Here is a 23539-nt window from a genome sequence, read left to right as displayed (position 1 = left end):
AGGAGGTCAACCTTCTCTAAACATGGCGCGAGCGGCAATCGCATGCAAGCCGAGCGGGAGAATCTCGGGTCGAGAAAAAGGCGGGCGGTGAAGCTGGGGGGACTTCACCGCCCTAGGCCTTCCGACGGAGGGGGGCGTATTCCACCGGAAGGTAGACAGGGGAAGCAAACTTTGTGTTGCTCCCCCGAAGGGCGCCGTCGGCGGGGGCGACTGATGCCGGCGACACCCTTCATTTCGCAAGCCTCCTGAGGCCTAACCCTTGAGGCCTAACCCTTGAGGCCTAACCCTTGGCGAGGGGCACCGCGACGAAGCGCGACTGGCCGCCGCTCTTCACGCGCATCAGGACGCTGTTCTTGTTGTCCGTCCGCGCCGTGTTGATCGCGTCGCGGACGTCGCCAGCGGTGCTCACGCTCTTGCCGCCGACCTCGAGAATCACGTCGCCTTCCTTGAAGCCGCGTTCGGCCGCGGCGCTCTTGGGATCGACTTCGGTGACCACGACGCCATCCTTGCCAGCGCCGGCCACCGAATTTGCGGGCGCGACCGTCATGCCGAGCCTGGGCACGTCGGTGCCGCGGTTCACACCCTTGTTGGTGTCAGTGTCGGTGTCGGCCTTGGCCTCGACCGTGTTCGGCAACTGACCGAGGGTGAGGTTCACGACCTTGTCCTGACCCTTGTGCAGCACGTTGAGCTTCACGGTCGCGCCGGGCGCCAAGCTGCCGATGGTGCGGGCGAGTTCACGGGCGTCCTTGACGGGTTCGCCGTTGACCGACGTGATCACATCGCCGGACTCGATGCCGGCCTTGGCAGCCGGACCATTCGCCTGCGGTTCAGCAACCAAGGCGCCTTCGGCCTTCTTCATGCCGAGGCTCTCTGCGATATCGGACGTCACCGGCTGAATCTGCACACCGATCCAGCCGCGGCTGACCGAGCCCTTGTCCTTGAGCTGCGCCACCACGCTCTTGACGGTGCTGGCCGGAATCGAGAACGCGATGCCGACGCTGCCGCCGGAGGGCGAGTAGATCGCGGTGTTGACACCCATCACCTCACCCTCGGTGTTGAAGGCCGGACCGCCGGAATTGCCCTTGTTCACGGGCGCGTCGATCTGGATGAAATCGTCATACGGACCGTTGCCGATATCGCGGCCACTGGCCGATACGATGCCCGCCGTCACGGTGCCGCCGAGGCCAAAGGGATTGCCGACCGCGAGCACCCAATCGCCGATCCGCGGCTTGCCGTCGGCAAGCTTGGCGAACGGGAAGTTCGAGCTGCCCTCGACCTTGATCAGGGCAACGTCAGTGCGCTGGTCGGTGCCGATCACCTTCGCAGTATAGGTCTTGCCGTCATCGGTCGTGACCTCGACCTTGTCGGCGCCGTCGACTACATGGTTATTGGTCACGGCATAGCCGTCAGCCGAGATGAAGAAGCCGGAGCCCTGGCCCTGGACCACGCGGCCACGGCCGCCCTTCTGACCCGGGAAGCCATCCGGTCCGCCGAAGCGGCGGAAGAATCGCTCCATCGGCGAGCCCGGCTGGAACGGCGAGGAATCCTCATCGCTGTCGTTGCTCGCGGTCTTCTCCTTGATGTTGACCTTCACCGAGATCACGGATGGCTTCACGCGCTCGACGATATCGGCGAAACCGATGGGGCGCTCGACCTTGCGGACCTCGTTGTTGACCTGCGCATGCGCCGGGCTGGAGAACAGGTCGGCAGGCGAGGTCGACGTGCCAAAGCCATAGCCGGCGACGCCGAGACCGGCGACCACCGAGGCCATCAGCGCGATCTTGCGCGCGGAGAACACCGAGCGGCGGGGCTGCCGGTAGGACGGAAGGTTCGAAAGATCACGGTCGGTCATGCAGATGTCTCCAGGGCCTTGAATTCCTTTTGGTGCCGGATGGCAGCACCGTACGGACCTGAAGATGGGGGCTCGCGCCTTACCGTGCGCTGGCGGTGGGGTTAAACTTTCGTAATGAAAGCCCGAGCCGATGCGGCAGTTTATCGCAGCCCAAAAATCGTGATTCCGCAGGAACTTAACAGGGTTCCGGTGACTGGCGCCGGAGCGCCTTTCCCGCTGCTTCAGCTCGCTCTGACGCCGATGATGAATTCGTCGACTTCGCGCTTCAGAGTCTCGGCCTGCTGCGACAGATCGACGGCGGAATCGCGGGCCTCGGCCGCCATGCGCCCGGTCTCGGCGGAGGTCGAGGTGATCTGAACGATGTGATTGGAGACGTCGAGCGTGCCGCGCGCGGCATCTTGAACGCTGCGTGTGATGTCCTGGGTCGCGTTGCGCTGCTGGGCGGTGTCGACCTCGATGCCGGACATGATCGACGAGATCTCCGACAGCGTCTTCGAGATGCCATCGATCGCGCCGCGCGTCTCGGCGGTGATACCCTGGATGCTGGCGACGTGCGAGGTGATCTCCTCGGTCGCCTTGCTGGTCTGGTGAGCGAGGCTCTTCACCTCGGAGGCCACCACGGCGAAACCCTTGCCAGCCTCACCTGCCCGCGCGGCCTCGATCGTGGCGTTGAGCGCCAGAAGGTTGGTCTGCGAAGCGATGGCCTGCACGAGTTGCACCACCTCACCGATCTTGTCGGCCGCCTCCGACAGGGTGTGGATGGTGTTGCGGCTCTTCTCGGCCTGGGCCGCCGCGCCCTCGGCACGCTGGGTCGCGTCCGTGACGCGGCGGCTGATCGTTCCGATCGAGTTCGTCATCTCCTCGGCGGAGCCCGCAACCGTCTGGACGCTGGCGCTGGCCTGGCCTGCGGCGCTCGCCACCGCGTTGGCCTTGCTGCTGGTGTCGTTGGGGGCCTGCGACAGGGTCTCGGCATTGCGCTTCAGATGCACGGCCGAGGACGCCACGCGGTCGACGACGCCTGCCACGAGCTCGTTGAAACCCTTGATCCGGGCGTCGAGATATTTCGAGCGCTCGGCCTGGTGCTGCGCTTCGTGCAACTGTTGCTCGGTGAGGCGGCGCCGCTCGATCCCGTTGGTCTTGAAGACCTCCAGCGCGCCGGCGAGCAGACCAATCTCGTTGCTGCCACCGAGTCCCGGAACGGGCGTATCGAACTTCTGGTCGGCGACCTCGCGCATGGCATGCACGATCGCCGCCAGCGGGTTGAGGATCCCGTTGCGCACGGCAAACCAGGTGGTGATGCAGATCGCGATGGCGATGATGGCGATCACGCCGCAAGCGACCAGGAAATAGGAGAACGCGATCTGCGCCTGCTGATAGATCTGCATCGCATGGTCGCGCGCGGGACCGCTCAGCGCGGCGAAGTCCGACGACAGGCTGGTGATCTCGTTGTTGAGATAGAGCACCGCGATGAATCCGGTGCCGCCGCCGATGCCGAGCAGGAACAATAATGCAGCGACGACAACGCCGACCAGGAAGCGGATCGTCAGATTACTGTTGGTGAACATCGCCGCACTCAAAGTCTGGAATCGAATCTTGCGCCAAGCTTCCAGACAAAGGTCAACAGAGCATGAACCGCGCTGCGCAACGCAGCCTACGTATCATTGCGTAGCTAGCGCGATGGGGCGTCGTCGGACATCAAGGCGGCGAGCCGTGCCTCTTCGTCCGGCGTGAGCGGCGGGGCCGGTACGTCTGCACCATTCCGTGCGCGACGCCGGATTTGCAGCCACAGCGCCAGGCCGCCGCCGGCCAGCAGCAGCGGCGCGAGCAGCCACAACAGCAAGGTCTGCCGCTCGAAGCGCGGCTTCAGCAGCACGAACTCGCCGTAGCGGGCGACCAGGAAATCGAGCACCTGCGAATTGCTGTCACCGGCCGCGATGCGCTCGCGCACGAGGAGTCGCAGATCGCGCGCCAGCGGCGCATCGGAATCGTCGATCGACTGGTTTTGGCAGACCATGCAGCGCAGCTCGCGCGACAAATCGCGCGCGCGCGCCTCCGTGGCGGGATCCGACATGATCTCGTCGGGCTGCACGGCGTGCGCCGCAGGCAAAGCCAGCAGCACAAGCGTAACGATCGCAAGCATCATCCGACGCATCGGATCACTCCGCCGGCTGGAGGCGTTGCTTGGCCCGCGCCGGCTTCGGCGCGCCGACCCGCAAGCGCCGGTCGGACAGCGACAAGACGCCGCCGAATGCCATCAGGACCGGCCCCCACCAGATCAGGAGCACCAGCGGCTTGTGATAGATGCGCACGGCGATTGCGCCCTCGGCGGTGGCGTCGCCGAGCGAGACGTAGAGCTGGCTCGCGCCTCGCGTCAGCAGCGCGGCCTCGGTTGTCGAGGAGCCGCGGGTGGTGAAGCTGCGCTTGGACGGCGTCATGACACTGAGCGTCTCGCCGTCACGGCTGACGTTGAATTCGGCGATCATCTCGCGGTAGTTCGGGCCCTGACGCGAAAACAGGCCGTCGAGCTTGAGATCGTAGCCGGCGACATGGGCGACGTCGTTCTGCTTCATCGTCGCGATATATTCGCTGTTCCAGGTGGTCTCGCAGACGATGCCGATCAGCGCGACGCCGAGGCCGGCATGCGCGAACACGGCGCCCCACGCCGAGCGCGGCAGGCCGCGGGCGCGGTGCAGGGTCGTTGCGACCGGCAGGCGAAACAACCCGGTCCGTTCGGCGAGGTCCGTCGCCGCACCGGCGATGACGAAGACCCCGAGCCCGATAGCTAATGGCGCCAGCGCACTGCCACCACGCGTCCAGGCCCAGACGATGGCGATCACAACGAGCCCGGCAACGCCCGCCGCAAGCAGGCGCTGGGTGACGCCGAGCAGGTCGCCGCGCTTCCACGCCAGGAGCGGTCCGAACGGCACGGCGAGCAGCAGCAGGGTGAACAGCGGGACGAAGGTGAGATTGTAGAACGGCGCGCCGACCGACATCTTGAAATCGGCCAGCACTTCCATCGCCAGCGGATAGAGCGTGCCAAACAGCACGACCGCGCAGGCCACCGTGAGCAGCAGGTTGTTCAACACCAGCGCGCCCTCGCGCGAGATCGGCGCGAACAGGCCGCCTTGCTTCAGCGCGGTGGCGCGCCCTGCGAACAGCGACAGGCTGCCGCCGATGAATAGGCAGAGGATCAGGAGAATGAACACGCCGCGGGTCGGATCGGTGGCGAAGGCATGCACGGAGGTGATGACGCCCGAGCGCACCAGGAAGGTGCCGAGCAGCGACAGCGAGAAGGTCAGGATCGACAGCAGGAGGGTCCAGACCTTCAGCGCGTTGCGCTTCTCCATCACCAGCGCGGAATGCAGCAGCGCGGTGCCGGCGAGCCACGGCATCAGCGAGGCGTTCTCGACGGGATCCCAGAACCACCAGCCGCCCCAGCCGAGTTCGTAGTAGGCCCAGTAGGAGCCCATGGCGATGCCGAGGGTCAGGAAGATCCAGGCGACCAGCGTCCACGGCCGCACCCAGCGCGCCCAGGCCGCATCGATCCGCCCCTCGATCAGCGCCGCGATCGCAAAGGAGAACGAGATCGAGAAGCCGACATAGCCGAGATAGAGCATCGGCGGATGCACGGCGAGGCCGATGTCCTGGAGCACCGGGTTGAGATCGCGTCCCTCGATCGGCGGATTGGCGATGCGCAGGAACGGGTTCGAGGTCACCAGGATGAAGAGATAGAACGCGCTGGCGATCCAGGCCTGGACGGCGAGCACGTGCGCGCGCAGCGACAGCGGCAGATTGTTGCCGAACGCCGCCACCAGGCCGCCGAACAGCGCCAGGATCGACACCCACAACAGCATCGAGCCTTCATGGTTTCCCCACACGCCGGTGATCTTGTAGATCAGGGGCTTCATGGAATGGGAGTTCTCGTAGACGTTGGCGACGGAGAAATCCGAGTTCACATGCAGCATCACGAGGGCTGTGAACGAGGCGCCGACGAACAGGAGCTGCGCCAGCGCGGCGGAGCGCGCCACGTTCATCAGGGCAACGTCGCGCAAGCGCGCGCCGATCAGCGGCACGATCGACTGGATCAGCGCCAGTCCAAGCGCGAGCACCAGCGCATAATGTCCGGATTCCGCGATCACCGTACCGCTCCCTGCGGGTTGCCCTGCGCGGTCGTGGCCGCAGGTTTCGCTCCGTAATCGTCCTTCCAGTGCCCCTGCTTCTTCAGGGCATCGGCGACGTCCTTGGGCATGTAGGTTTCGTCGTGCTTGGCGAGCACTGTGTCGGCCTTGAACACGCCATGGGCATCGAGCGAGCCTTCGGCGACGACGCCCTGCCCTTCACGGAACAGATCGGGCAGGATGCCTTTGTAGGTCACGGGGAGCTTCGCCCCGCCGTCGGCGACTTCGAACGTCACCGCGAGATTGTCGCCGCGCTGGAGCGAGCCGGGCTGCACCAGGCCGCCGAGGCGAAACCGCTTGCCGGGCTCGACGTGCTTCTCCGCCACCATGGTCGGGGTGGAGAAGAACACAATGGAGTCGCGCAGGGCGTTGAGCACGAGCGCGGCCGCGAGCGCCAGCACGGCGAGCGAGCCGCCGATGATGGTCATACGTCGCTGCTTGCGGGTCATGGCGTATCCGTTGTTCGCGGGTCTCTTCCCGAAATCGTCATCCGTCGAGCCCGAGCGTCTTGAGACCTTCGTTGAGCTGGCGCAAGCGCTCGGCGTCGTTGGCGATCGCCTGACGGGCGTCGGTCGAGGCGCCCATTGCCTTGTCGCGATCGCCCATCACGAGATAAGCGCGCACCAGGCGCAGCCAGCCCTCGACATCATCGCCGTTCTGCTTCAACCGCGTGGCCAGACGTTCGACCATGCCGCGCACCATCGCGCCGCGATCGCCTTCGCTCATATCCCTGGAAGCCGCGATCGTCTCGTCCGACAGTGCCGGCAGCGCGCCGCCGCCGCCGACCCGCGCCAGCGCCGATTGCACCACGGGACGCCATGGCGCATCCGCCGGCGCTTTGGCAAGCAGCGCGCGCCAGATGGTGGCCGCATCGTCCTTGCGGCCGTCCTGCTCGGCGGCGAGCCCGAGGAAATAATTCGCCTTGGGATCGTCGGCGTCCAGTGCACGTGCACGCTCGAATTCGGTCTTGGCCTCGGCGGTGACCACGCCGCCGGCGGCGGCCGACAGCGCCTCGCCGAGGTTGGACCTGCGTTCCGCGCTCTCGCCGTTGTAGGTCAGCGAGTTCCGGTAGGCGCGCGCCGCATCGTCGAAACGGCCGAGTCGCTCCAGCACCGGCCCGAGCACGTTCCAGCCGCGCCCATCGGTCGGATTCTTTTCCAGATGCTGCTCGACCTGTACGACGAGAGTTTCGAGTGACCGCGCCATGCCGGACCCGCGCTGCGCCAGCGGAAAGTCCTGAAGCTTGGGCGAACCGAGCGGCATGTAGACGCCGATCGCAACGAGCGGCAGCCCGACGAGCGCCAGTACAGCCGCGGCACGGCGCCATTTGAGACTCGCCTTCGGCACTGGCGCGGGCTCATGGCCGGCGGCGGCGAGCAGCCTGCGGCTGATCTCGACGCGTGCAGCCTCGGCTTCCGGCGCCGCAATCAGGCCTGCACCGAGATCGCGCTCGATCTCGGTCAATTGGTCCTTGTAGACCGCGACCTCGCTGCCCCGATTCTCAGTGTCTTGACCTTCAGAGCCTTGACCTTCAGATTCTTGACCTTCAGAGCCTTGACCCTCAGAGCCTTGGCTCTGCGCGCGCGCGCGACGGCCGAGCGGCCAAAGCACGGCGAAGATCGCCGCGACCGTCATCAGCGCGAACACGAACCATAGCGTCATCAGGCAAACTTCCGGCAGCGCGCGAGCCGCGCCCATAGGTGGCTTTACACCACGGCTGGATGATGCGGCAATTGACAATTGTCAATCTTCCGCGACCGGATGCCGTCTTGAAGTCGTGGGAATCCAACGGCTTAGTGTATCTCGAAGTCTACACTCCGGGCGGCGTCCTCGCCATGCCCGTTGATAGCCTTCAGGAAGTACGTTCCCGGCTCGATCGCATCCGGCAACCTGATGCGCAACGCACCAACGGGAACCGGTGAAGCGATCGTTGTAGCGGTCTCCGGCAACAGCCGACCGCTCCCCTTCTCGACCAGCACCACCTTCGCCTTGACCATCAATCTCTGGTACTTCGCCAAGATGACGCGGTTCTCGATTTCAACGAAGCTGATAAGTGCTTTCATGCGCCCACAGATAGAAATTCCCCGGACTTGCACGGCGACCGTAGGGCCCGGCACCGGCACCGTCAACCAGAAATTGTGATCACAAAAATATGCGCTTGGATCAGCTTGCGCGCGACGATTTACGCTCGCCGGTCAGCGCGTTCTCGGCAGCGCGACTCATCAGCGAGGCGTAATCGTCGCCGAACAGCACCTCGCAGAAGCGGATCGCGGCCTGCACCTGCTGCTGCCGGTAGGCGCGGACCTTGTGATCGGCGGCACGAAGCGACTGCACCAGCTGCTCGGTCGAGCGTTCCACATATTGCTGGAGGTCGGAATAGGTGCGCAGTGTCACCTCGTTGATCGCAAGTTCGCTGGCGTAGTTGCGGCAGGTCGCGACGAAGTCGATCAGCGCCACGGTTTCCTCCACCTCGGTGCTGTCGATCCGCGCCCCCGGCAGAATGTCCTTCTCGGCGCGCTGACGCAGGATGCGGCGAACGCGGCCGGGAACGCTGTCGATCTCCGATTGCAGCGCATTGGAGATGTCGGCCCGGATCGCGGTCAACTGCTTGCCCCAGGTGGAATCGTTGCGCAGATCGAGCTCGGTGCGCAGGCCGCGCACGCCGTCGTGCAGCGCCTTGAGATTGCCGGCGACATTGTCGAAATGACCGCGCTTGATGTCCATGCGCAGGATTGCGGCAACGCAGGACAGATCGTGCAGGGCGATGGTGACCGCGACGCCATAGGGCGTGGCCGCGACGCGGATTTCGTCGTCGGATGCGGCAATCTTGATGGCGAGGCGGATGATCTGCCAGGGTGCGGTCATCCGCTGCACCACCATCGACAGCGCGAAGGGCAGCATCTGCGGCGTCTGGAGCACGGGAATGTTGAGCGCTGAAGTCACCGAGACAATCTGGGAATCGCCGAAGGCGCGCAGGAAGCGCGGCAGTTTTTCGTTCAGGGTGGCAATGGCCTCGCGAACCGCGAGCACGGCTCCGATCGAATAGAGATCCTCGATCACGTTGGGCGCACCGACGCGGGCGAGCGCGCGCGACTTGTCGCCGCCGCCGGGCCCGGTCAGGGCAAAGATGGCGTCCGCAGCTACGGCCTGGAGCTTCTGCGCCAGCGCTTCGACCTGCCCGGCGCTGTCCGCCGGCATCCGCGCCAGCGCGGCCTCGAATTCATTCACCTTGTCCGGGGCGCCGTCGCGGCCGAGCCATTGCCAGATCGGCTGGAGCGAGGCGCGGCGGATCTGTCCGACCCGGATCGGGGCGCCCGCCTCGACCAGGAAGGGTTCCAGCACCTGGAACAGAAGCCGCGACAGATCGTCGGTGCGCGGTGGCGGGGCCTCCTCGGTCTCCGTCTTGCGCACGATCTTGCGCAGCTGCTCGAGCACGAGGGTCGCCACAGCGGTTTCCTGGCCACGTTCCAGCGCGCGCTCGAACTCCCGCATCAGCAGCGCCTGCGACTGCGGCGGGAGCTGCGCGAGATATTCTCTCAGCCGCTCGATCGATGTCTGGCTCATACGCCCGGCTAATGCACTGTGAAGTAGCGGACGAGGGACGCGTCCGGGTGCGATTATAGGGGCGCCCGCCTTAAGAAGCCGTTGAGGAAGTTGCGCTGAATCCCACCGGTTTCGACCTGCAGGCCAAATAAGCGTGTGGAAACAGAGGATTATATTCCGGGGAGGACAAGTTCTGCCCGCAACCCGCCGATCGGGGCGCTCCCGAGCGTGAGGTTGCCGCCATAAAGTGCCGCGAGGTCGACCACGATGGACAGGCCGAGCCCGGAGCCGGGCTTCGACTCGTCAAGCCGCTGGCCGCGCCGCGAGACCTGGGCGCGCTCGGCCTCCGACAGGCCGCGACCGTCATCATCGACGATGATCCGCAAGCGCGGCCCCGCGCCGGCCTGGTGCGGCGCGTCCACCAAAACATCGATGAGGACGCGCGAGGCGGCCCATTTGCAGGCATTGTCGACGAGATTGCCGACCATCTCCTCCAGGTCCTGCCGCTCGCCGCGGAACTTTGCGGACGGATCGGCCCTGGCCTCGACGACGATGCCGCGGTCGCGATGGATCTTTTCCATCGTCCGCCGCAGCGCCTCGATGGCGGGCGCAACCTCCGTGACGGTCGCGACGACCGAGACCCTCGCCGCGATGCGTGCGCGCTCCAGATGATGGGCGACCTGATCGCGCATCACATCGGCCTGTTCCATGACCTTGGCCGCGAACGGATCGGCCGCGTGTATGCCGGCCTCGTTGACGATGACCGAGAGCGGCGTCTTGATCGCATGGGCGAGATTGCCAACATGGGTGCGGGCCCGCTCGACAATTTCGCGGTTGGCGTCGATCAGCGCGTTGGTCTCGCGCGCCAGGGGCGCGATCTCGACCGGGAATTCGCCCTCGAGCCGCTCGGCCCGCCCGGAGCGGATGTCGGCGATCGATTCGGAGATGCGCTTGAGCGGCGCAAGGCCGAAGCGGACCTGGAACACCGTGGTCAGCAGCAGCACGATGCCGAGCGCGGTGAAGGTCCCGCCGAGATAATAGTCGAAGCTGCGCGTCTCGTCGAAAATCTCGGTATCGTCACCCGCGACGCTGACGAGATATTTGCCGTCGCCGCCGAGATCGACCGGCCGCTCCACCATTCGCAGGTTCTGGCCCTCGGGCCCGTCGACATAGGCCAGCCGGATGCCGGCGGCGGTGAGCTCGGTGCCCTGCTCCTCCAGCTTCGGCAGCTTCTTGTCCCAGAGCGAGCGCGACGAGCGCACCTCCGGCTTTTCGGTGTCGGTCCGCGTGATCTGCCAGTACCAGCCGGACAGCGGCAATTCGAACAGGGGCTCGCCGAGCGACTGGAACTGGCGGTCCGGCGGCTCATCGGGGGTGGCGACTTCGGCGATCAGCGTGCGCAGATAGAGGTTGAGCCGGCGGTCGAAGGCACGCTCGGTGGCGTTCTTGTAGACCGAGGACAGCACGACGCCGGTGATGGCCAGGATCACCACGAGCCACGCGGTCGCCGACAGGAACAGCCGGTTCGCAAGCGAGCTAGCGCGCATCGGAAGGATCCCGGGGGGCGCAGGATGTCGGGTCGTCGGCCATCATCACCCGACCAAGGCCCCGTGTCCGGCCGCCCGTCAAGCCCCAACGCCTCAAGCGCCGGGCGCTGCCGGCGGGGTCAGGAGATAGCCGAGGCCGCGGACGGTCTGGATGATGTCAACGTCGAGCTTCTTGCGGATGCGGCCGACAAAGACTTCGATGGTGTTGGAGTCGCGATCGAAGTCCTGGTCGTAGAGATGCTCGACCAGCTCGGTGCGGGAGACGACGCGCCCCGAATGGTGCATCAGGTAGGCCAGAAGCCGATATTCGTGCGAGGTCATCTTCACGGGATTGCCGGAGACGCTGACCCGGCCGGTCCTGGTGTCGAGCGTGACCGGGCCGCAGCTGAGTTCGCTCTGGGCATGGCCGGTCGAGCGGCGCAGCAGGGCGCGGATGCGCGCCAGCACCTCCTCCAGATGGAACGGCTTTGCAACGTAGTCGTCGGCGCCGGCGTCGAACCCCTGGACCTTGTCGCTCCAGCGGTCGCGCGCAGTGAGGATCAGGACCGGCATGGTGCGGCCATTGCGGCGCCAAGCCTCGAGCACCGAGATGCCGTCCTTCTTCGGCAAGCCAATGTCGAGCACCACGGCGTCATACGGCTCGTTGTCGCCGAGATAATGCCCCTCCTCCCCGTCGAAGGCGCGATCGACCACATAGCCGGCGTCGGTCAGCGCCTTGGTGAGCTGGCGATTGAGATCGGGGTCATCCTCGACAACGAGCAGGCGCACGCTTCTCTCCAAAGATATTCTGCAAGAATAGGCCGCATGATGGACCGCCAGAGATGAGCAATTCTGGCGTGAACTGAATATGAACGCGGGGAACCGGCTTACGTTACTTTTTGGACATATACTATTCGCACGCCGAACCGGCTGCGCCCGCCGGGCCCCTCGACGGATCTTGGGGCACGGCGGGCGTAATGTGCCGCGTCGCGCGGCGAGTCGGAAGGTCCGAACGTCGACCTGGCCCGGGACTTAGCCGGAGACTTGGCCCGGCGACTTGGCCGTCAGGTCCGGAAGAACACGAACCAGACGACGGCGAGGATCAGGATCGCGAGGCCCGTCGAGATGGCGAGCAGCGCCGCCACCGAAGGTCCCGGTTCGCCCTGGCGCGCCTCGGTCGGCGTTTCGACGATCTGACGTTGCTCTCGCGTGGTTGCCATGGTGACCTCAATCTCAGGCTATCGCCTCCGATTGCCGCGACGTCTCGCGGCAAAATAGCTGCCGGGGCAACGCCCGATCAGGAGCGATGTTCCGGAAAGAGCCCTGCGGGGTGCGCATTGCGGAAGAGGCAACGGATGCCGCGGCCGGCGGTTAACGCAGTTGCCAGATTCCGTCCCGGCGCTTGCTATGATTCGCAGTTCCCCGATGGTATTGTCGTACGTTGTCCCTGTTGCGTTTGGAGTAGCCCATGGCCCCCCGCGCCAATTGGAAGGGTTTTCTGCGTCTCTCGCTCGTGACCTGCCCGGTCGCGCTCTATCCGGCCACTTCGGATACCGAGAAGGTCTCGTTCAACCAGATCAACCGCAAGACGGGACACCGGATCAAGTACCTCAAGGTCGACGCCGAGACCGGTGACGAGGTGACCTCCGAGGACATCGTCAAGGGCTACAAGGTCGACACCGACACCTATATCGAGGTCAGCAAGGACGAGCTCGACGAAATCGCGCTGGACTCGACCCACACGATCGAGATCGACGAGTTCGTGCCGAAAACGGATATCGACAACCGCTATCTGATCCGCCCCTATTATCTCGTGCCGGACGGCAAGGTCGGCCACGATGCCTATGCGGTGATCCGCGAGACCATCCGCAGCATGAACAAGGTGGCGATCGGACGCGTGGTGCTGACCAACCGCGAGCACATCATCGCGCTGGAGCCGCTCGAGAGCGGCCTGATGGGCACGCTGCTGCGCTACCCCTACGAGGTGCGCAGCGAGACGGAATATTTCGACGACATCCAGGACGTGAAACTGACAAAGGACATGCTCGACCTCGCCAAGCACATCGTCGAGAAGAAATCCGGCGCGTTCGCGCCCGAGCTGTTCGAGGATCACTACGAGACTGCGCTGATCGACCTCATCAACAAGAAGCGCAGCGGCGCACCGATCGCGGCCAAGTCGGCGCCGAAGACCGGCGGCAACGTCATCAATCTGATGGACGCGCTGAAGAAGAGCATCGCGAACGAGAAGGACGCAGCTCCCGCGGCCAGAAACGAGGCCAGGAACGACGCCAAGCTCGCCAAGGGCAAGAAGCCGAAGAAGCGCGTCGAAGGCCAGCGCGAGATGCTGTTGCCGATCGCCGGCAAGGGCAAGGAAGCCGCCGCAGCGAGGCAAACGCCCAAGGAAACACCGAAGAAGGCCGACAAGCCGGTGCGCGCGCCGGCACGAGCCAAGAAGGCCGGATAGCGCAACGGCTCGGAGGCGAAGCGCGTCGTGACACCGTTGACGGAACGGCGCGCCTGACATGCCCTGGTCGGCGCCATTCGACGATCCCGTCCCCCTGCGCAACGGGCGCAAGCTGCTCACGCTTCAGCAGGCGGCCGACTACATCATGCACCTGCCCGAGGACGCGCAGCACGAAGCGCACTGGCAGACCGCCATCGAGACCTTGATCAATGCAGCCGAGGCCGGCGGGGGCTGGCTGCTGTTTGCGCGCATCGCGATGTTGCGGGCGCTGAACGCGGACGGCCGGCGTGGATGAGAGCCAAGCAAGGTATCCTTGCCGACCCGTTGACGAACAGCCTCAACAATCCGTTAAGCGGCAGCTTCATGTTCAGCACGATGGATTCTCAAGCGATATGTCGCGAGGGTTTGCCGATTTAAGTCCATTTGGATCGGCTGGGGAAACATTAACTTAATGAGTGTCACCCTATGTAGCAGGCGAGTTCGACTGAACCTGTTTCTTTTTGACGCGCGCAAAATTTAATCGACCGATATACGACTTCGAAAACGACGCAATCGTACATTCGATCGGATGAAAAGGAGTTGGCAATGCGTTTGCTCAGGTCTTTCCTTGCCGATGAGAATGGTGCCACCGCTATCGAGTATGGGTTGATCGCCGCCGGCATCGCACTTGCCATCGTTACGATCGTGAACAACACCGGGAGCGCGCTCCTCAACAACAAGTTCAACTCGATCAGTACGGCGATGAAGTAGCGACAGGCCCGGGCTACCCGTCCTAGTTCGCCGATTCCGCCACGAGCCGAATAGGAGCGCGGGAAGTGAGCGCCCGCCTCTTTGGATTCGCGTTTCAACAGCAGACATACCCCCGCATTCTCGCGACTTGTTTCGCCTGAGCTTTGCACTTTTCTCTGCCCTCTTTTTGGGAAGAGAGCGAAGGCCGGGCGCCGGCTGGCACCCGAAGTCGCCGCGTGCGGGTTTGACGCGCGGGCGCTGTTTTGCCCGACGGGCCGGCTTTCCGCCAAAATGCGACGATGATCCTTGCGAGCCGCCCTCGCCGCGTCGCGATCTCGTCGAGCCGACCTCAAGCGGATTGCTTAGGCCCGGGGCAGATGCGGCTTTCATTGTAAAGCTATTTCACTCTCTGGTTTATCGGCGCAGGGTGCTGTACCAATGCCACAGGCACTCCCCGAAGGGATGATCCAATGAAGCGGCGCGAGTTCGTCTCGTTAGTCGGAAGCGCCGCTGCCGCGTGGCCGCTTGCAGCATGGGCGCAGCATCCGACGATTCCGGTTATTGGATTCATCAATGGTACGTCGCCGCAAGGATATGGCCACTTCGTCGCGGCATTTCGCCGTGGGCTGGCCGAAACCGGCTACATTGAGGGCCAGAACGTCGCGATCGAGTACCGATGGGCGGAGGGGCACTACGAGCGTTTGCAAGCATTGGCTGCTGATCTGGTTGACCGGCGCGTGGCCGTTATCGTCGCGACAAGCACTCCTGCCAACCTCGTCGCAAAGAAGGCGACCACGCGAATTCCCATCGTCTTTACGACCAGCAGCGACCCGGTCGAACTGGGTCTCGTTGCCAGCCTGGATCGACCGGGGGGCAACGTGACGGGTGCGGTCACGTTGAATGTGGAAGTGGTTTCGAAGCGGCTGGAATTGCTGCATGAGCTGGTCCCGACCGCGAGCGTCGTTGCCGCGCTCGTCAATCCCGTCAATCCCAATGCCAAGACGCAGTCCAGAGCGCTGGAAGCCGCGGCTCGCACGATGGGATTGCAACTCGAAACGGTGGGCGCATCAACCGAAAGCGAAATCGATGCAGCCCTTGCACAACTGGCTGAACGACGGACTGGCGCTCTTCTCGTCGACACGGATGCGTTTCTGTTCAGCCGACGCGCTCAACTCGTCGATCTGACGAAACGCTATGCAATTTCCACGATTTTCGACCGACGTGAGTACGCCGAGGCCGGAGGGCTGGTGAGCTATGGCGGGAGTGTTGAAGATGTGTACCGTCTGGCTGGTACTTACACCGGTCGGATCCTGAAGGGTGAGAAGCCGGCTGATCTGCCGGTGATACAATCCACCGCGCTTCAGCTGATCGTCAACCTCGAGACCGCCCATGCGCTCGGCATCACCGTGCCGACGTCACTGCTCGCGCGCGCCAATGAAGTCATCGAATAGAATGCTTATGGTCTAGTCCCGATATTTCGGGTGAGCGGTTTCAACATCCGCTTTCCGAGCGAAACGCGGAGATCTCCTTCTGGATCGGATCTGACTGCAGGCGACGCCCATGATCCGGGATCACGCTTCGCCCCAACCGGCTACGCCAGCGCAACGGCCCGCGAGCCTTGACGGCCTGCACGTTTGAACGCCATCAGGGCGCGTACCCGACCAGGCAGATGTAGCCCGAGATTTTTGTAACAAATGCGATTTTCTGGACGGGGGTTTTGTCCGCGCCCGGACGCGGCGACAAATAGCTGACTTCGGAGACGACGCCTTCCTGGGCCCTGGCCAATTCCTCGCCGTAGGGCTTGCCTGAGGCGTCCTTGCTATCCTTTTGAACGATGCCCAGGCGGGCCGGATTCGGATTTGCAACCATTCTGCCGTCCGGGCCGGCACATGTAGGGTACAGATCCCTGTCGCTGAACTTTGGGTCGCCCTTGTTGATCTGGGAGATCGTCTCGCCAGGATCTGCCTTGATGCCGGCGACAACCCTTTCCAGCATTGCGCGAGCCTCAACCGCGTTGCCGTATTGCTGCTGAGCAATCGCTGTTTGCATGGATGCGAGCGCAAGGGCGCCCACAACAAAGAACTTACTCATAATGTCCTGACTCCAAATGGTCGAATTAGCGGCAATCAATCACGACAATATCTCGTAGCGTGTCGCACAAACGGCATCGGCCCGCTCCCGAAGACGCCAACCGGACTGGAGCCATTCAATCACGCAATCAACTCGTGGCGATGCACGTTCCTGTCTTAGAACATGCCTTGCTGCATGCCTAAAGCGTAAAGTTTTTGCGGCCGGTCGCGTGATGCCGCAACCCAGGAGCGGTATCAATTGGACTCGCGATCGGTCATGATGATCGAATAAGAGGAAAATGGATTTCAGTAGTGGCATTGTCAAAGTCAGTACTTGCCGTTTGGTTTGTCGTCGCCGCGGCCCAGGCCGCGGGTGCCCAGCAAAGCCCCATGCCCGCCGAGATCGCCGCCAAGCTGCAGGACATCGGCCGCGTCATCGATCCGCCGCGAACCGGCCGGCTCTACGCGCCGCTGCAGGCGCAGGAGCCCTACCGGGACGTCAAGGTCGAGCGCGACGCCAAGTATGGCGCCGCCGACCGCAATCTGCTCGACATCTTCATGCCAGCGGCAGCTTCGTCCCCGCGGCCCGTGCTGATCTTCGTTCACGGCGGGGCCTTCGTGCGAGGCAACAGGCGCATCCCGGGCGGCCCGTTCAACGACAACATCATGCTGTGGGCGGTCAAGAATGGCTATATCGGCGTCAACACCACGTATCGCCTCGCGCCGCAGGCCGTCTGGCCGGCAGGCGCCGAAGACGTGGCCGCAGCGGTTCAGTGGGTCTCAGACCAAATCGCGACACCCGGCGGCGATCCGGCACGCATCTATCTGATGGGCCATTCGACTGGCGCCGCGCACGTCGCTGACTATGTGGCCCGCCCCCGAATTACATAAGGTGAAAGGCGGTGGCCTTGCCGGGGCGATCCTTGTGTCGGGCATATACGATATGCCGGCGACTTCGGACAGCGGCTACCAAGTCTACTACGGTGCCGATCCCGCATGCTACGCCGAGCAGTCCTCACTGCCAGGTTTGCTGACGACAACGATACCGCTGATGACGGTAGCCGCAGAACTCGACCCCGCTGGGTTCGCGCAGCAGTTCGACATGTTAAAGCGCGCAAGTTGCGCGCGGGCGAGCGGATGCATGCGCGCGGTCATGTTGCCGCAGCATAGTCATATGTCAGAGGTGTATTCGATCAACACGGCGGACGCCCGTCTTGGCAGCGAAATCGTCGATTTCGCGAAGATGGGGAAATAACGAGCATCGCTCGATGCCATAGGCAGCCCGGCATCGTCTGATCGTGAAGCGCAACAAAATCCGGGATCCAGCTCCAAGCGAAAAGTTATCCCGTGAGGGGATCGAGATCTCTGCGGTTACCCCGCCAACCACCTGATCGGGCACGCGGCTGCCGCAACATCACCTGTAATCTGCTTCACACGCAAACGCGCGCGGTCACGCTAGATGAAGTAAGGCCTCGCCTCCGCGCGGCTTGCTTTGGAGCCGGCGATGATGGCTGCATTGGCAAAGGCGATATCCCGCGCGACGAGAACCAACGTTGACGTTGAAACCGTAAAAGTACTCGTGATCTTCTCGGGAGCGGGCTTACTGCTCTCACTTGTGGCCGCAATGATCTACAGACAGGCTCTGAGCGCCGCTTTGTTTTGAACTCCTGCAAATTAGCCGCCCTCGCTGCGGTTCGGGTTGTCCGAGCCGAGCCGTCACTCCCGGGTGTCCGGAGTGCGGTGTTGACTTTTCCGCTCGCGAACCCGTGAAGAGACTTCGTCAGCGGCGCGGAACGAAACAATCGACCTTCGGATTGAAGCCGCTTTCCTGCGACCACGAAGTCGCGGGAAAACATCGCCGAGCTAGCTGTCGCTGCGGCTGTTCTGGTTGGGAGAGGCAACAATGCGGTGGCATCAGGCTTTCGTCGCTCCAGCAATCATCCTCTGTTGCTCGCTGTTGAGTATCGCCACTTTGGTGATGGTCGGGGCGTGGTGACGCCCATGCGCGAAGAATTCACATCGCTCGCTTTTCTGGCCGTAACCGTGGCCGGCGTCGCGTGCTAGGATCAGGCCTGCTCGCACTGGTCTTGGTGGGCTAGCTCGTAGGATGGGTAGAGCAAAGCGAAAACCCATCACGTGAAAAACGAACAGATTGTCCAGTCTTTGATGGGTTTCGCTTCGCTCTACCCATCCTATGGCCGCGACCATCCCGCTTAATCCGCTCCCCCATTTGATCTCCATGTGGATGCTGGATATTTTCAATCCAGCATGGCTCAGAGAGCCATGCTATAAATCGCGGAACCAACCTGTTCGAAGGATGCGGATGAAGAGCGCGACGCTCCTGGCCTTTGGCTTTGTGTTTGTTGGCGTCTGTTTGCAGGACAGCGCGAGAGGACAGGCTTCAGTCGCTCCGCCGGTTTCGCTTGCTCCGCCCAAAGCATCACCACAAGCGGGCACCAAAAATTCCCCTGCAGCGTCCGACAGAGTGCCGTCGACACCGGCCACCAGCGGACCTCCATCGTTGCCGAATCCTACCGCCGACTACGATGGCTTTAGCGTCGGCACCGTCGAAGACGATGACACGCCAGATCAGCCGAAGCGACCGATGAGGGCACGCGCAGCAAGGGGCTCAAAGCCCGATCTGGATACGAATGGCACCACCGCGCAGCAATCGATCGATCAGGAAGATGAGGCATTGAAACGTAAGCTGACGATCTGCAAAAACTGCAAGTAGGACGTTTTTCACCCGTTGGCCAAGGCCGACCTACGGCTGGCAAGTCTGAGCCGCTGAACGCTCGCGCTGCATACCTGACCTACCGCAGCCCTCACGTGCCCCTGCTTTACGCCTCTCCAATTTCCTGATCCTCTCTCCTCAATCGCCGGACCAACCGGCTTGCCCAGGGAGAGAGACGCCATGAAGCTCGGCACCGCCATTGCGGAAATCATGAAGCGCGAGGGGATCGAGATCCTCTGCGGTTATCCCGTCAACCATTTGATCGAACATGCGGCGAGCGCCGAGATCCGGCCCGTCATGGTGCGCCAGGAGCGCGTCGGAATCCACATGGCGGATGCGATCTCGCGCGTGACCTCGGGGCGCAGCATCGGCGCGTTCTGCATGCAGCATGGGCCCGGCGCCGAGAACGCGATGGGCGGGGTCGCGCAGTGCTTTGGCGAATCCGTGCCCGTGCTGGTGTTGCCGATGGGCTATCAGCGCCGGCTCTCGCATATCGAGCCGAACTTCAATTCCAGCGAGGTGATGAAGGCGTTTGCCAAATCATCCGAGCCGATCATCCTGGCCGCCGAAGTCGCCAACATCTTCCGCCGCGCCTTCACAAAACTGAAGAACGGCCGCGGCGGCCCCGTCATTGTCGAAATCCCCGCCGACATGTGGAACGAGGAGGTGCCGGAGCCGCTGACCTACAGGCCGGTGCTGCGCACCCGCTATGGCGCCGACCCCGTGCATGTGAAGGAAGCAGCTGCCTTGCTCGTCAACGCCAAGCGTCCCGTGATCTATGCCGGCCAAGGCGTGCACTACGCGCAGGCCTGGCCGCAACTGAAGCAGCTTGCGGAGCGGCTGGCCATTCCCGTCACCACCAGCTTGGGCGGCAAATCATCGTTCCCGGAAACCCATCCGCTCTCGCTCGGCTCCGGCGGGCTTGCGGTGCCGCGCGCGGTGCCCAAGTTTCTCGCCGAGGCCGACGTCATCTTCGGCATCGGCTGCTCCTTCACCGAGACCAGCTTCGGCATCGCGATGCCGAAGGGCAAGACCATCATCCACTCCACGCTCGATCCGAACCATCTCAACAAGGATGTGGAGGCTAGAATCGGCCTTGTCGGCGATGCTGGCCTCGTGCTCGACGCGCTGCTGGAGGAGATCGGCAAGACCGTGACGTCAAATCGCTATGCCTCCGCGGTTGCCGCCGAAATCGCGGCCTTGCACAAGGAGTGGCTGACAAAGTGGATGCCAAAACTCACCAGTAATGACGCGCCCTTGAGCCCCTATCGCGTGCTGTGGGACCTTCAGCACACCGTCGACATTCGCAACACCATCATCACCCATGATGCCGGCAGCCCGCGCGACCAGCTCTCGCCGTTCTGGAAGGCGGTCGAGCCGCTCTCCTATCTCGGCTGGGGCAAGACGACGCAGCTCGGCTACGGCCTCGGCCTTGCGATGGGCGCCAAGCTCGCAAAACCCGACAAGCTCTGCATCAATGTCTGGGGCGATGCGGCGATCGGCTTCACCGGGATGGATTTCGAGACCGCGGTGCGCGAGCGCATCCCAATCATGTCGATCCTGCTCAACAATTTCTCCATGGCGATCGAGCTGAAGGTGATGCCGGTCTCGACCGAGAAATATCGCTCGACCGACATTTCCGGCGATTATGCCGCGATGGCGCGTGCCTTCGGCGGCTATGGCGAACGGGTGACGAAGCCTGAGGACATCGTCCCCGCGATCAAGCGTGGCATCCAGAAGACGCAGGACGGCGTGCCGGTGCTGCTGGAGTTCATCACCAGCAAGGAGACGGAGGTGTCGCGGCCGGGCACGTGAGGCATATTTGATCCCGCTACGCCAGTGTTGTACTTGATCCTTGGCCGGGCGGGCTTTTGGCGCTAAAGGCGCGGCCGTGGGACTGGCTCCCGGCCGCACCGGATGATCGATGACCACGCTTTCCGAGGACACCGCAGCCGAGCTGATGCGCAGGATCGACGAGCTCGAACGGCAATTGCAGTTCGGCACGGCCGAGAATGCGCAGCTCAAGAGCGAGCTTGCGACTGCGCGTGACCGCCAGGGCGCGAGCGCCGAAATCCTGCGCACCATCGCCGCCTCTCCCTCCGATGCCCGCCCGGTATTCGCTGCCATTGCGTCCAGCTCGAAACGTCTGCTCGGCGGTTTCTCGGCCACCGTGCTTCAATTCATAGGCGAAGAGCTGCATTTGGTCGCGTACACGCCGACCAGCCCGGAGGCGGATGCGGGACTGAAGGCGTCGTTCCCGCGGCGGATCGCTGAGTTTCCGACCTTCGCGCTGGTTCGTGGCGGCGAGACGATCCAGTTTCCCGACAGCGAAGCCGATGACGTCCCGGAGCTGAACCGGAATCTGGCGCGACTGCGCGGCTTCCGCAGCGTCCTGTTCATGCCGCTGATGAACCGGGGCACGGCGGTCGGCATGATCAGCGTCACACGCGCCGAGCCCGGCGCGTTTGCATCCGATCACGTGCAACTGCTCCAGACCTTCGCCGACCAGGCCGTGATCGCGATCGAGAATGCGCGGCTGGTCAACGAGACGCAGGAGGCACTGGAGCGCCAGACCGCTACGGCCGATATTTTGAAGGTGATGGCGGGCTCGCCGTCCGACGTGCAGCCAGTGTTCGATGCCATCGCCGCCAATGCCAACCGGCTGATCGGCGGCTTTTCCACGGCGGTGCTTCGCTATGTCGACGGCGCCGCGCATCTGGCGGCGTTCACGCCGACGGATCCTGCCGGCGACCGCGTGCTCCAGGCTTCGTTCCCGGTGCCGTTCGCCCGGTTCCCGCCGTATGGGCTGGTGGCGAGCGGCATGGCGGCGCAACTGCCCGACACCGAGCTCGAGCCGGCCGCGCGCGACATCGCGCGCGCCCGCGGCTATCGCAGCATGCTGTTCGCGCCCTTGATGAGCGAGGGCGAAGCCATCGGAATCATCATCGCCACGCGGCGGGCGACCGGCGAATTCGGCGAGCACCATGTCCGGCTGCTCCAGACCTTCGCCGACCAGGCCGTGATCGCGATCAAGAACGTCAGCCTGTTCAACGCGACCAGGGAAGCGCTGGAGCGGCAAACCGCGACCGCCGACATCCTCAAGGTGATCGCCGCCTCGCCCTCGGATGTGACGCCGGTGTTCCAGGCGATCTCCGACAGCGCCAAGGCACTGGTCGGCGGACACTCCTCCGCCGTCACCCGCGTCATCGACGGCATGCTGCACCTGGCGGCCTTCACCACCGACAACGAGGCCGGCAACGCCGATCTGATCGGCTCATTCCCGACGCCGCTGTCCGCAGCCGGCATTCACAGCCGGGTGGCGACGACCGGAGCGTTCGCATTCCGCAGCGACATGCAGACCGAAGCCGACCTCACGGACGCGATGAAGGAGCTGGCGCGGACAAGGGGCTATCGCAGCATCCTCGTGGTTCCGATGTTGCGCGATGGCGTTGCGATCGGCACCATCGGCGTCACACGGCGGGAGCCCGGTCCTTTCCCGGACAAGGCGATCAGCCTGCTCAGGACCTTTGCCGACCAGGCCGTGATCGCCATCGAGAACACCCGGCTGTTCAACGAGGTGCAGGACCGCACCAGGGAGCTTGCCAAATCACTCGATGATCTGCGCGCCGCGCAGGACCGGTTGATCCAGACCGAGAAGCTGGCTTCGCTCGGCCAGCTCACCGCCGGCATCGCGCATGAGATCAAGAACCCGCTCAACTTCGTCAACAATTTTGCATCGCTCTCCGCCGAGCTGACGGACGAGCTGAACGAGGCGCTTGCGCCCGTCCCGCTCGCTGACGATGTGCGCGCGGAGGTCGACGAGCTGACGGGACTACTGAAGGACAATCTCGGCAAGGTCGTGCAACACGGCCGGCGCGCCGACTCGATCGTCAAGAACATGCTGTTGCATTCGCGCGAGGGCGCGGGCGAGCATCGGCTGACCGACATCAACGCCCTGGTCGAGGAGAGCCTCGACCTCGCCTATCACGGTGCGCGGGCCGAGAGGCCGCAGTTCGACGTCACGCTCGCGCGTGAGCTCGATCCGAATGCCGGCACGGCCGAACTGTTTCCGCAGGAGATCACGCGGGTGCTGTTGAACCTGATCTCGAACGGCTTCTACGCGCTGGAAAGGCGGGGCCACCGCGAAGGCGTCGCGCCGACGCTCAGCGCCGCGACGCGCGACCGCGGCGCGGAAGTCGAGATCCGCATCCGCGACAACGGCGCCGGCATTGCGCCCGACGTGAAAGAGAAGATGTTCAATCCCTTCTTCACGACGAAACCCGCCGGCGAAGGCACGGGCCTCGGCCTCTCCATCAGCCACGACATCATCGTCAAGCAGCACGGCGGCACCATCGACGTCGCTACGCGCCCCGGCGAGTTCACCGAGTTCATCATCCGCTTGCCGCGGAAGAGCAGTTTTTCAGACGGCGCCCGCGACTAGCGG

Annotated in this window: 22 protein-coding genes; 10 read left to right on the top strand and 12 right to left on the bottom strand. The window is 63.9% G+C overall.

From position 1 onward, the window contains the following. Positions 1 to 280 precede the first annotated feature (280 nt). The 11 genes from GWG65_RS05310 to GWG65_RS05260 all read right to left on the bottom strand — a co-directional run bounded on the left by GWG65_RS05310 (position 281) and on the right by GWG65_RS05260 (position 12319). Positions 281 to 1852 (bottom strand): Do family serine endopeptidase, encoded by a 1572-nt coding sequence (locus tag GWG65_RS05310; RefSeq protein ID WP_275194355.1) that lies wholly within the window; start codon positions 1850 to 1852, stop codon positions 281 to 283. A 221-nt stretch (positions 1853 to 2073) separates the two neighbouring features. After that, positions 2074 to 3417, bottom strand: a complete 1344-nt coding sequence (locus tag GWG65_RS05305) for a HAMP domain-containing methyl-accepting chemotaxis protein (RefSeq protein ID WP_275194354.1) — start codon at positions 3415 to 3417, stop codon at positions 2074 to 2076. Positions 3418 to 3521: 104 nt separating this feature from the next. Beyond that, positions 3522 to 4004 (bottom strand): cytochrome c-type biogenesis protein, encoded by a 483-nt coding sequence (locus GWG65_RS05300; RefSeq protein ID WP_275194353.1) that lies wholly within the window; start codon positions 4002 to 4004, stop codon positions 3522 to 3524. A 4-nt stretch (positions 4005 to 4008) separates the two neighbouring features. Continuing rightward, a complete protein-coding gene (locus GWG65_RS05295; RefSeq protein ID WP_275194352.1) occupies positions 4009 to 5991 on the bottom strand; it encodes a heme lyase CcmF/NrfE family subunit in 1983 nt (660 codons plus the stop codon). Further along, on the bottom strand, positions 5988 to 6479 hold the full coding sequence (gene ccmE, locus GWG65_RS05290) for a cytochrome c maturation protein CcmE (RefSeq protein WP_275194351.1): 492 nt from the start codon (positions 6477 to 6479) through the stop codon (positions 5988 to 5990). The genes GWG65_RS05295 and ccmE overlap by 4 nt, the downstream gene beginning before the upstream one ends. Positions 6480 to 6516: 37 nt before the next feature. Continuing rightward, the gene (gene ccmI, locus GWG65_RS05285) at positions 6517 to 7692 is read right to left on the bottom strand and encodes a c-type cytochrome biogenesis protein CcmI (RefSeq protein WP_275194350.1); all 1176 of its coding nucleotides are present in this window, start codon (positions 7690 to 7692) and stop codon (positions 6517 to 6519) included. 131 nt (positions 7693 to 7823) lie between these two features. Beyond that, positions 7824 to 8093 (bottom strand): hypothetical protein, encoded by a 270-nt coding sequence (locus GWG65_RS05280; protein ID WP_275194546.1) that lies wholly within the window; start codon positions 8091 to 8093, stop codon positions 7824 to 7826. A gap of 100 nt (positions 8094 to 8193) precedes the next feature. After that, positions 8194 to 9594, bottom strand: coding sequence for a hypothetical protein (locus GWG65_RS05275; protein ID WP_275194349.1), 1401 nt, complete (start codon positions 9592 to 9594; stop codon positions 8194 to 8196). 149 nt (positions 9595 to 9743) lie between these two features. Then, positions 9744 to 11120, bottom strand: a complete 1377-nt coding sequence (locus tag GWG65_RS05270) for a sensor histidine kinase (protein ID WP_275194348.1) — start codon at positions 11118 to 11120, stop codon at positions 9744 to 9746. 93 nt (positions 11121 to 11213) lie between these two features. Further along, positions 11214 to 11888 (bottom strand): response regulator transcription factor, encoded by a 675-nt coding sequence (locus GWG65_RS05265; RefSeq protein WP_275194347.1) that lies wholly within the window; start codon positions 11886 to 11888, stop codon positions 11214 to 11216. A gap of 275 nt (positions 11889 to 12163) precedes the next feature. Then, the gene (locus GWG65_RS05260) at positions 12164 to 12319 is read right to left on the bottom strand and encodes a hypothetical protein (protein WP_187435894.1); all 156 of its coding nucleotides are present in this window, start codon (positions 12317 to 12319) and stop codon (positions 12164 to 12166) included. Between the two features lie 248 nt (positions 12320 to 12567). Between GWG65_RS05260 and GWG65_RS05255 the strand changes: the two genes are divergently transcribed. From GWG65_RS05255 to GWG65_RS05240, 4 genes are all read left to right on the top strand, one after another. Beyond that, the gene (locus GWG65_RS05255) at positions 12568 to 13563 is read left to right on the top strand and encodes a Ku protein (protein WP_275194346.1); all 996 of its coding nucleotides are present in this window, start codon (positions 12568 to 12570) and stop codon (positions 13561 to 13563) included. Positions 13564 to 13621: 58 nt separating this feature from the next. Then, on the top strand, positions 13622 to 13858 hold the full coding sequence (locus GWG65_RS05250; protein ID WP_275194345.1) for a hypothetical protein: 237 nt from the start codon (positions 13622 to 13624) through the stop codon (positions 13856 to 13858). Positions 13859 to 14148: 290 nt separating this feature from the next. Continuing rightward, positions 14149 to 14313: a Flp family type IVb pilin gene (locus tag GWG65_RS05245; protein ID WP_275194344.1), complete on the top strand. Its 165-nt coding sequence runs from the start codon at positions 14149 to 14151 to the stop codon at positions 14311 to 14313. A gap of 449 nt (positions 14314 to 14762) precedes the next feature. Beyond that, positions 14763 to 15743: an ABC transporter substrate-binding protein gene (locus tag GWG65_RS05240; protein ID WP_275194343.1), complete on the top strand. Its 981-nt coding sequence runs from the start codon at positions 14763 to 14765 to the stop codon at positions 15741 to 15743. Positions 15744 to 15936: 193 nt separating this feature from the next. Here GWG65_RS05240 and GWG65_RS05235 read toward each other — a convergent pair whose 3' ends face one another. Beyond that, complete coding sequence (locus GWG65_RS05235) at positions 15937 to 16383, bottom strand: cache domain-containing protein (protein ID WP_275194342.1); 447 nt, start codon at positions 16381 to 16383, stop codon at positions 15937 to 15939. Between the two features lie 368 nt (positions 16384 to 16751). Between GWG65_RS05235 and GWG65_RS05230 the strand changes: the two genes are divergently transcribed. The 6 genes from GWG65_RS05230 (at position 16752) to GWG65_RS05205 (ending at position 23536) form a co-directional block, all read left to right on the top strand. Beyond that, positions 16752 to 17252, top strand: a complete 501-nt coding sequence (locus GWG65_RS05230) for an alpha/beta hydrolase (RefSeq protein ID WP_275194341.1) — start codon at positions 16752 to 16754, stop codon at positions 17250 to 17252. Positions 17253 to 17304: 52 nt separating this feature from the next. Next, positions 17305 to 17616: a hypothetical protein gene (locus GWG65_RS05225; protein WP_275194340.1), complete on the top strand. Its 312-nt coding sequence runs from the start codon at positions 17305 to 17307 to the stop codon at positions 17614 to 17616. A gap of 249 nt (positions 17617 to 17865) precedes the next feature. Further along, positions 17866 to 18024, top strand: coding sequence for a hypothetical protein (locus GWG65_RS05220; protein WP_275194339.1), 159 nt, complete (start codon positions 17866 to 17868; stop codon positions 18022 to 18024). A 660-nt stretch (positions 18025 to 18684) separates the two neighbouring features. After that, complete coding sequence (locus GWG65_RS05215) at positions 18685 to 19095, top strand: hypothetical protein (protein WP_275194338.1); 411 nt, start codon at positions 18685 to 18687, stop codon at positions 19093 to 19095. A 159-nt stretch (positions 19096 to 19254) separates the two neighbouring features. Beyond that, positions 19255 to 20910, top strand: a complete 1656-nt coding sequence (locus GWG65_RS05210) for a thiamine pyrophosphate-requiring protein (protein WP_275194337.1) — start codon at positions 19255 to 19257, stop codon at positions 20908 to 20910. 109 nt (positions 20911 to 21019) lie between these two features. Next, positions 21020 to 23536, top strand: a complete 2517-nt coding sequence (locus tag GWG65_RS05205) for a GAF domain-containing protein (protein WP_275194336.1) — start codon at positions 21020 to 21022, stop codon at positions 23534 to 23536. The last annotated feature ends 3 nt before the right edge of the window (positions 23537 to 23539 follow it).

The organism is Bradyrhizobium sp. CSA207, assembly GCF_029051685.1.
Classification (GTDB): Bacteria; Pseudomonadota; Alphaproteobacteria; order Rhizobiales; family Xanthobacteraceae; genus Bradyrhizobium.
This window is presented reverse-complemented; position numbering and strand designations above follow the sequence as displayed.

Excerpts from the sequence above, each read along its gene's own strand:
- GWG65_RS05255 (WP_275194346.1), top strand. The coding sequence starts at position 12,568 with ATGGCCCCCCGCGCCAATTGGAAGGGTTTTCTGCGTCTCTCGCTCGTG.
- GWG65_RS05310 (WP_275194355.1), bottom strand. The coding sequence starts at position 1,852 with ATGACCGACCGTGATCTTTCGAACCTTCCGTCCTACCGGCAGCCCCGC.
- GWG65_RS05260 (WP_187435894.1), bottom strand. The coding sequence starts at position 12,319 with ATGGCAACCACGCGAGAGCAACGTCAGATCGTCGAAACGCCGACCGAG.
- GWG65_RS05275 (WP_275194349.1), bottom strand. The coding sequence starts at position 9,594 with ATGAGCCAGACATCGATCGAGCGGCTGAGAGAATATCTCGCGCAGCTC.
- GWG65_RS05235 (WP_275194342.1), bottom strand. The coding sequence starts at position 16,383 with ATGAGTAAGTTCTTTGTTGTGGGCGCCCTTGCGCTCGCATCCATGCAA.
- GWG65_RS05225 (WP_275194340.1), top strand. The coding sequence starts at position 17,305 with ATGCCGGCGACTTCGGACAGCGGCTACCAAGTCTACTACGGTGCCGAT.
- GWG65_RS05250 (WP_275194345.1), top strand. The coding sequence starts at position 13,622 with ATGCCCTGGTCGGCGCCATTCGACGATCCCGTCCCCCTGCGCAACGGG.
- GWG65_RS05305 (WP_275194354.1), bottom strand. The coding sequence starts at position 3,417 with ATGTTCACCAACAGTAATCTGACGATCCGCTTCCTGGTCGGCGTTGTC.
- GWG65_RS05230 (WP_275194341.1), top strand. The coding sequence starts at position 16,752 with ATGCCCGCCGAGATCGCCGCCAAGCTGCAGGACATCGGCCGCGTCATC.
- GWG65_RS05205 (WP_275194336.1), top strand. The coding sequence starts at position 21,020 with ATGACCACGCTTTCCGAGGACACCGCAGCCGAGCTGATGCGCAGGATC.
- ccmI (WP_275194350.1), bottom strand. The coding sequence starts at position 7,692 with ATGACGCTATGGTTCGTGTTCGCGCTGATGACGGTCGCGGCGATCTTC.
- GWG65_RS05280 (WP_275194546.1), bottom strand. The coding sequence starts at position 8,093 with ATGAAAGCACTTATCAGCTTCGTTGAAATCGAGAACCGCGTCATCTTG.
- GWG65_RS05300 (WP_275194353.1), bottom strand. The coding sequence starts at position 4,004 with ATGCGTCGGATGATGCTTGCGATCGTTACGCTTGTGCTGCTGGCTTTG.
- ccmE (WP_275194351.1), bottom strand. The coding sequence starts at position 6,479 with ATGACCCGCAAGCAGCGACGTATGACCATCATCGGCGGCTCGCTCGCC.
- GWG65_RS05215 (WP_275194338.1), top strand. The coding sequence starts at position 18,685 with ATGAAGAGCGCGACGCTCCTGGCCTTTGGCTTTGTGTTTGTTGGCGTC.
- GWG65_RS05240 (WP_275194343.1), top strand. The coding sequence starts at position 14,763 with ATGAAGCGGCGCGAGTTCGTCTCGTTAGTCGGAAGCGCCGCTGCCGCG.
- GWG65_RS05270 (WP_275194348.1), bottom strand. The coding sequence starts at position 11,120 with ATGCGCGCTAGCTCGCTTGCGAACCGGCTGTTCCTGTCGGCGACCGCG.
- GWG65_RS05245 (WP_275194344.1), top strand. The coding sequence starts at position 14,149 with ATGCGTTTGCTCAGGTCTTTCCTTGCCGATGAGAATGGTGCCACCGCT.
- GWG65_RS05220 (WP_275194339.1), top strand. The coding sequence starts at position 17,866 with ATGATGGCTGCATTGGCAAAGGCGATATCCCGCGCGACGAGAACCAAC.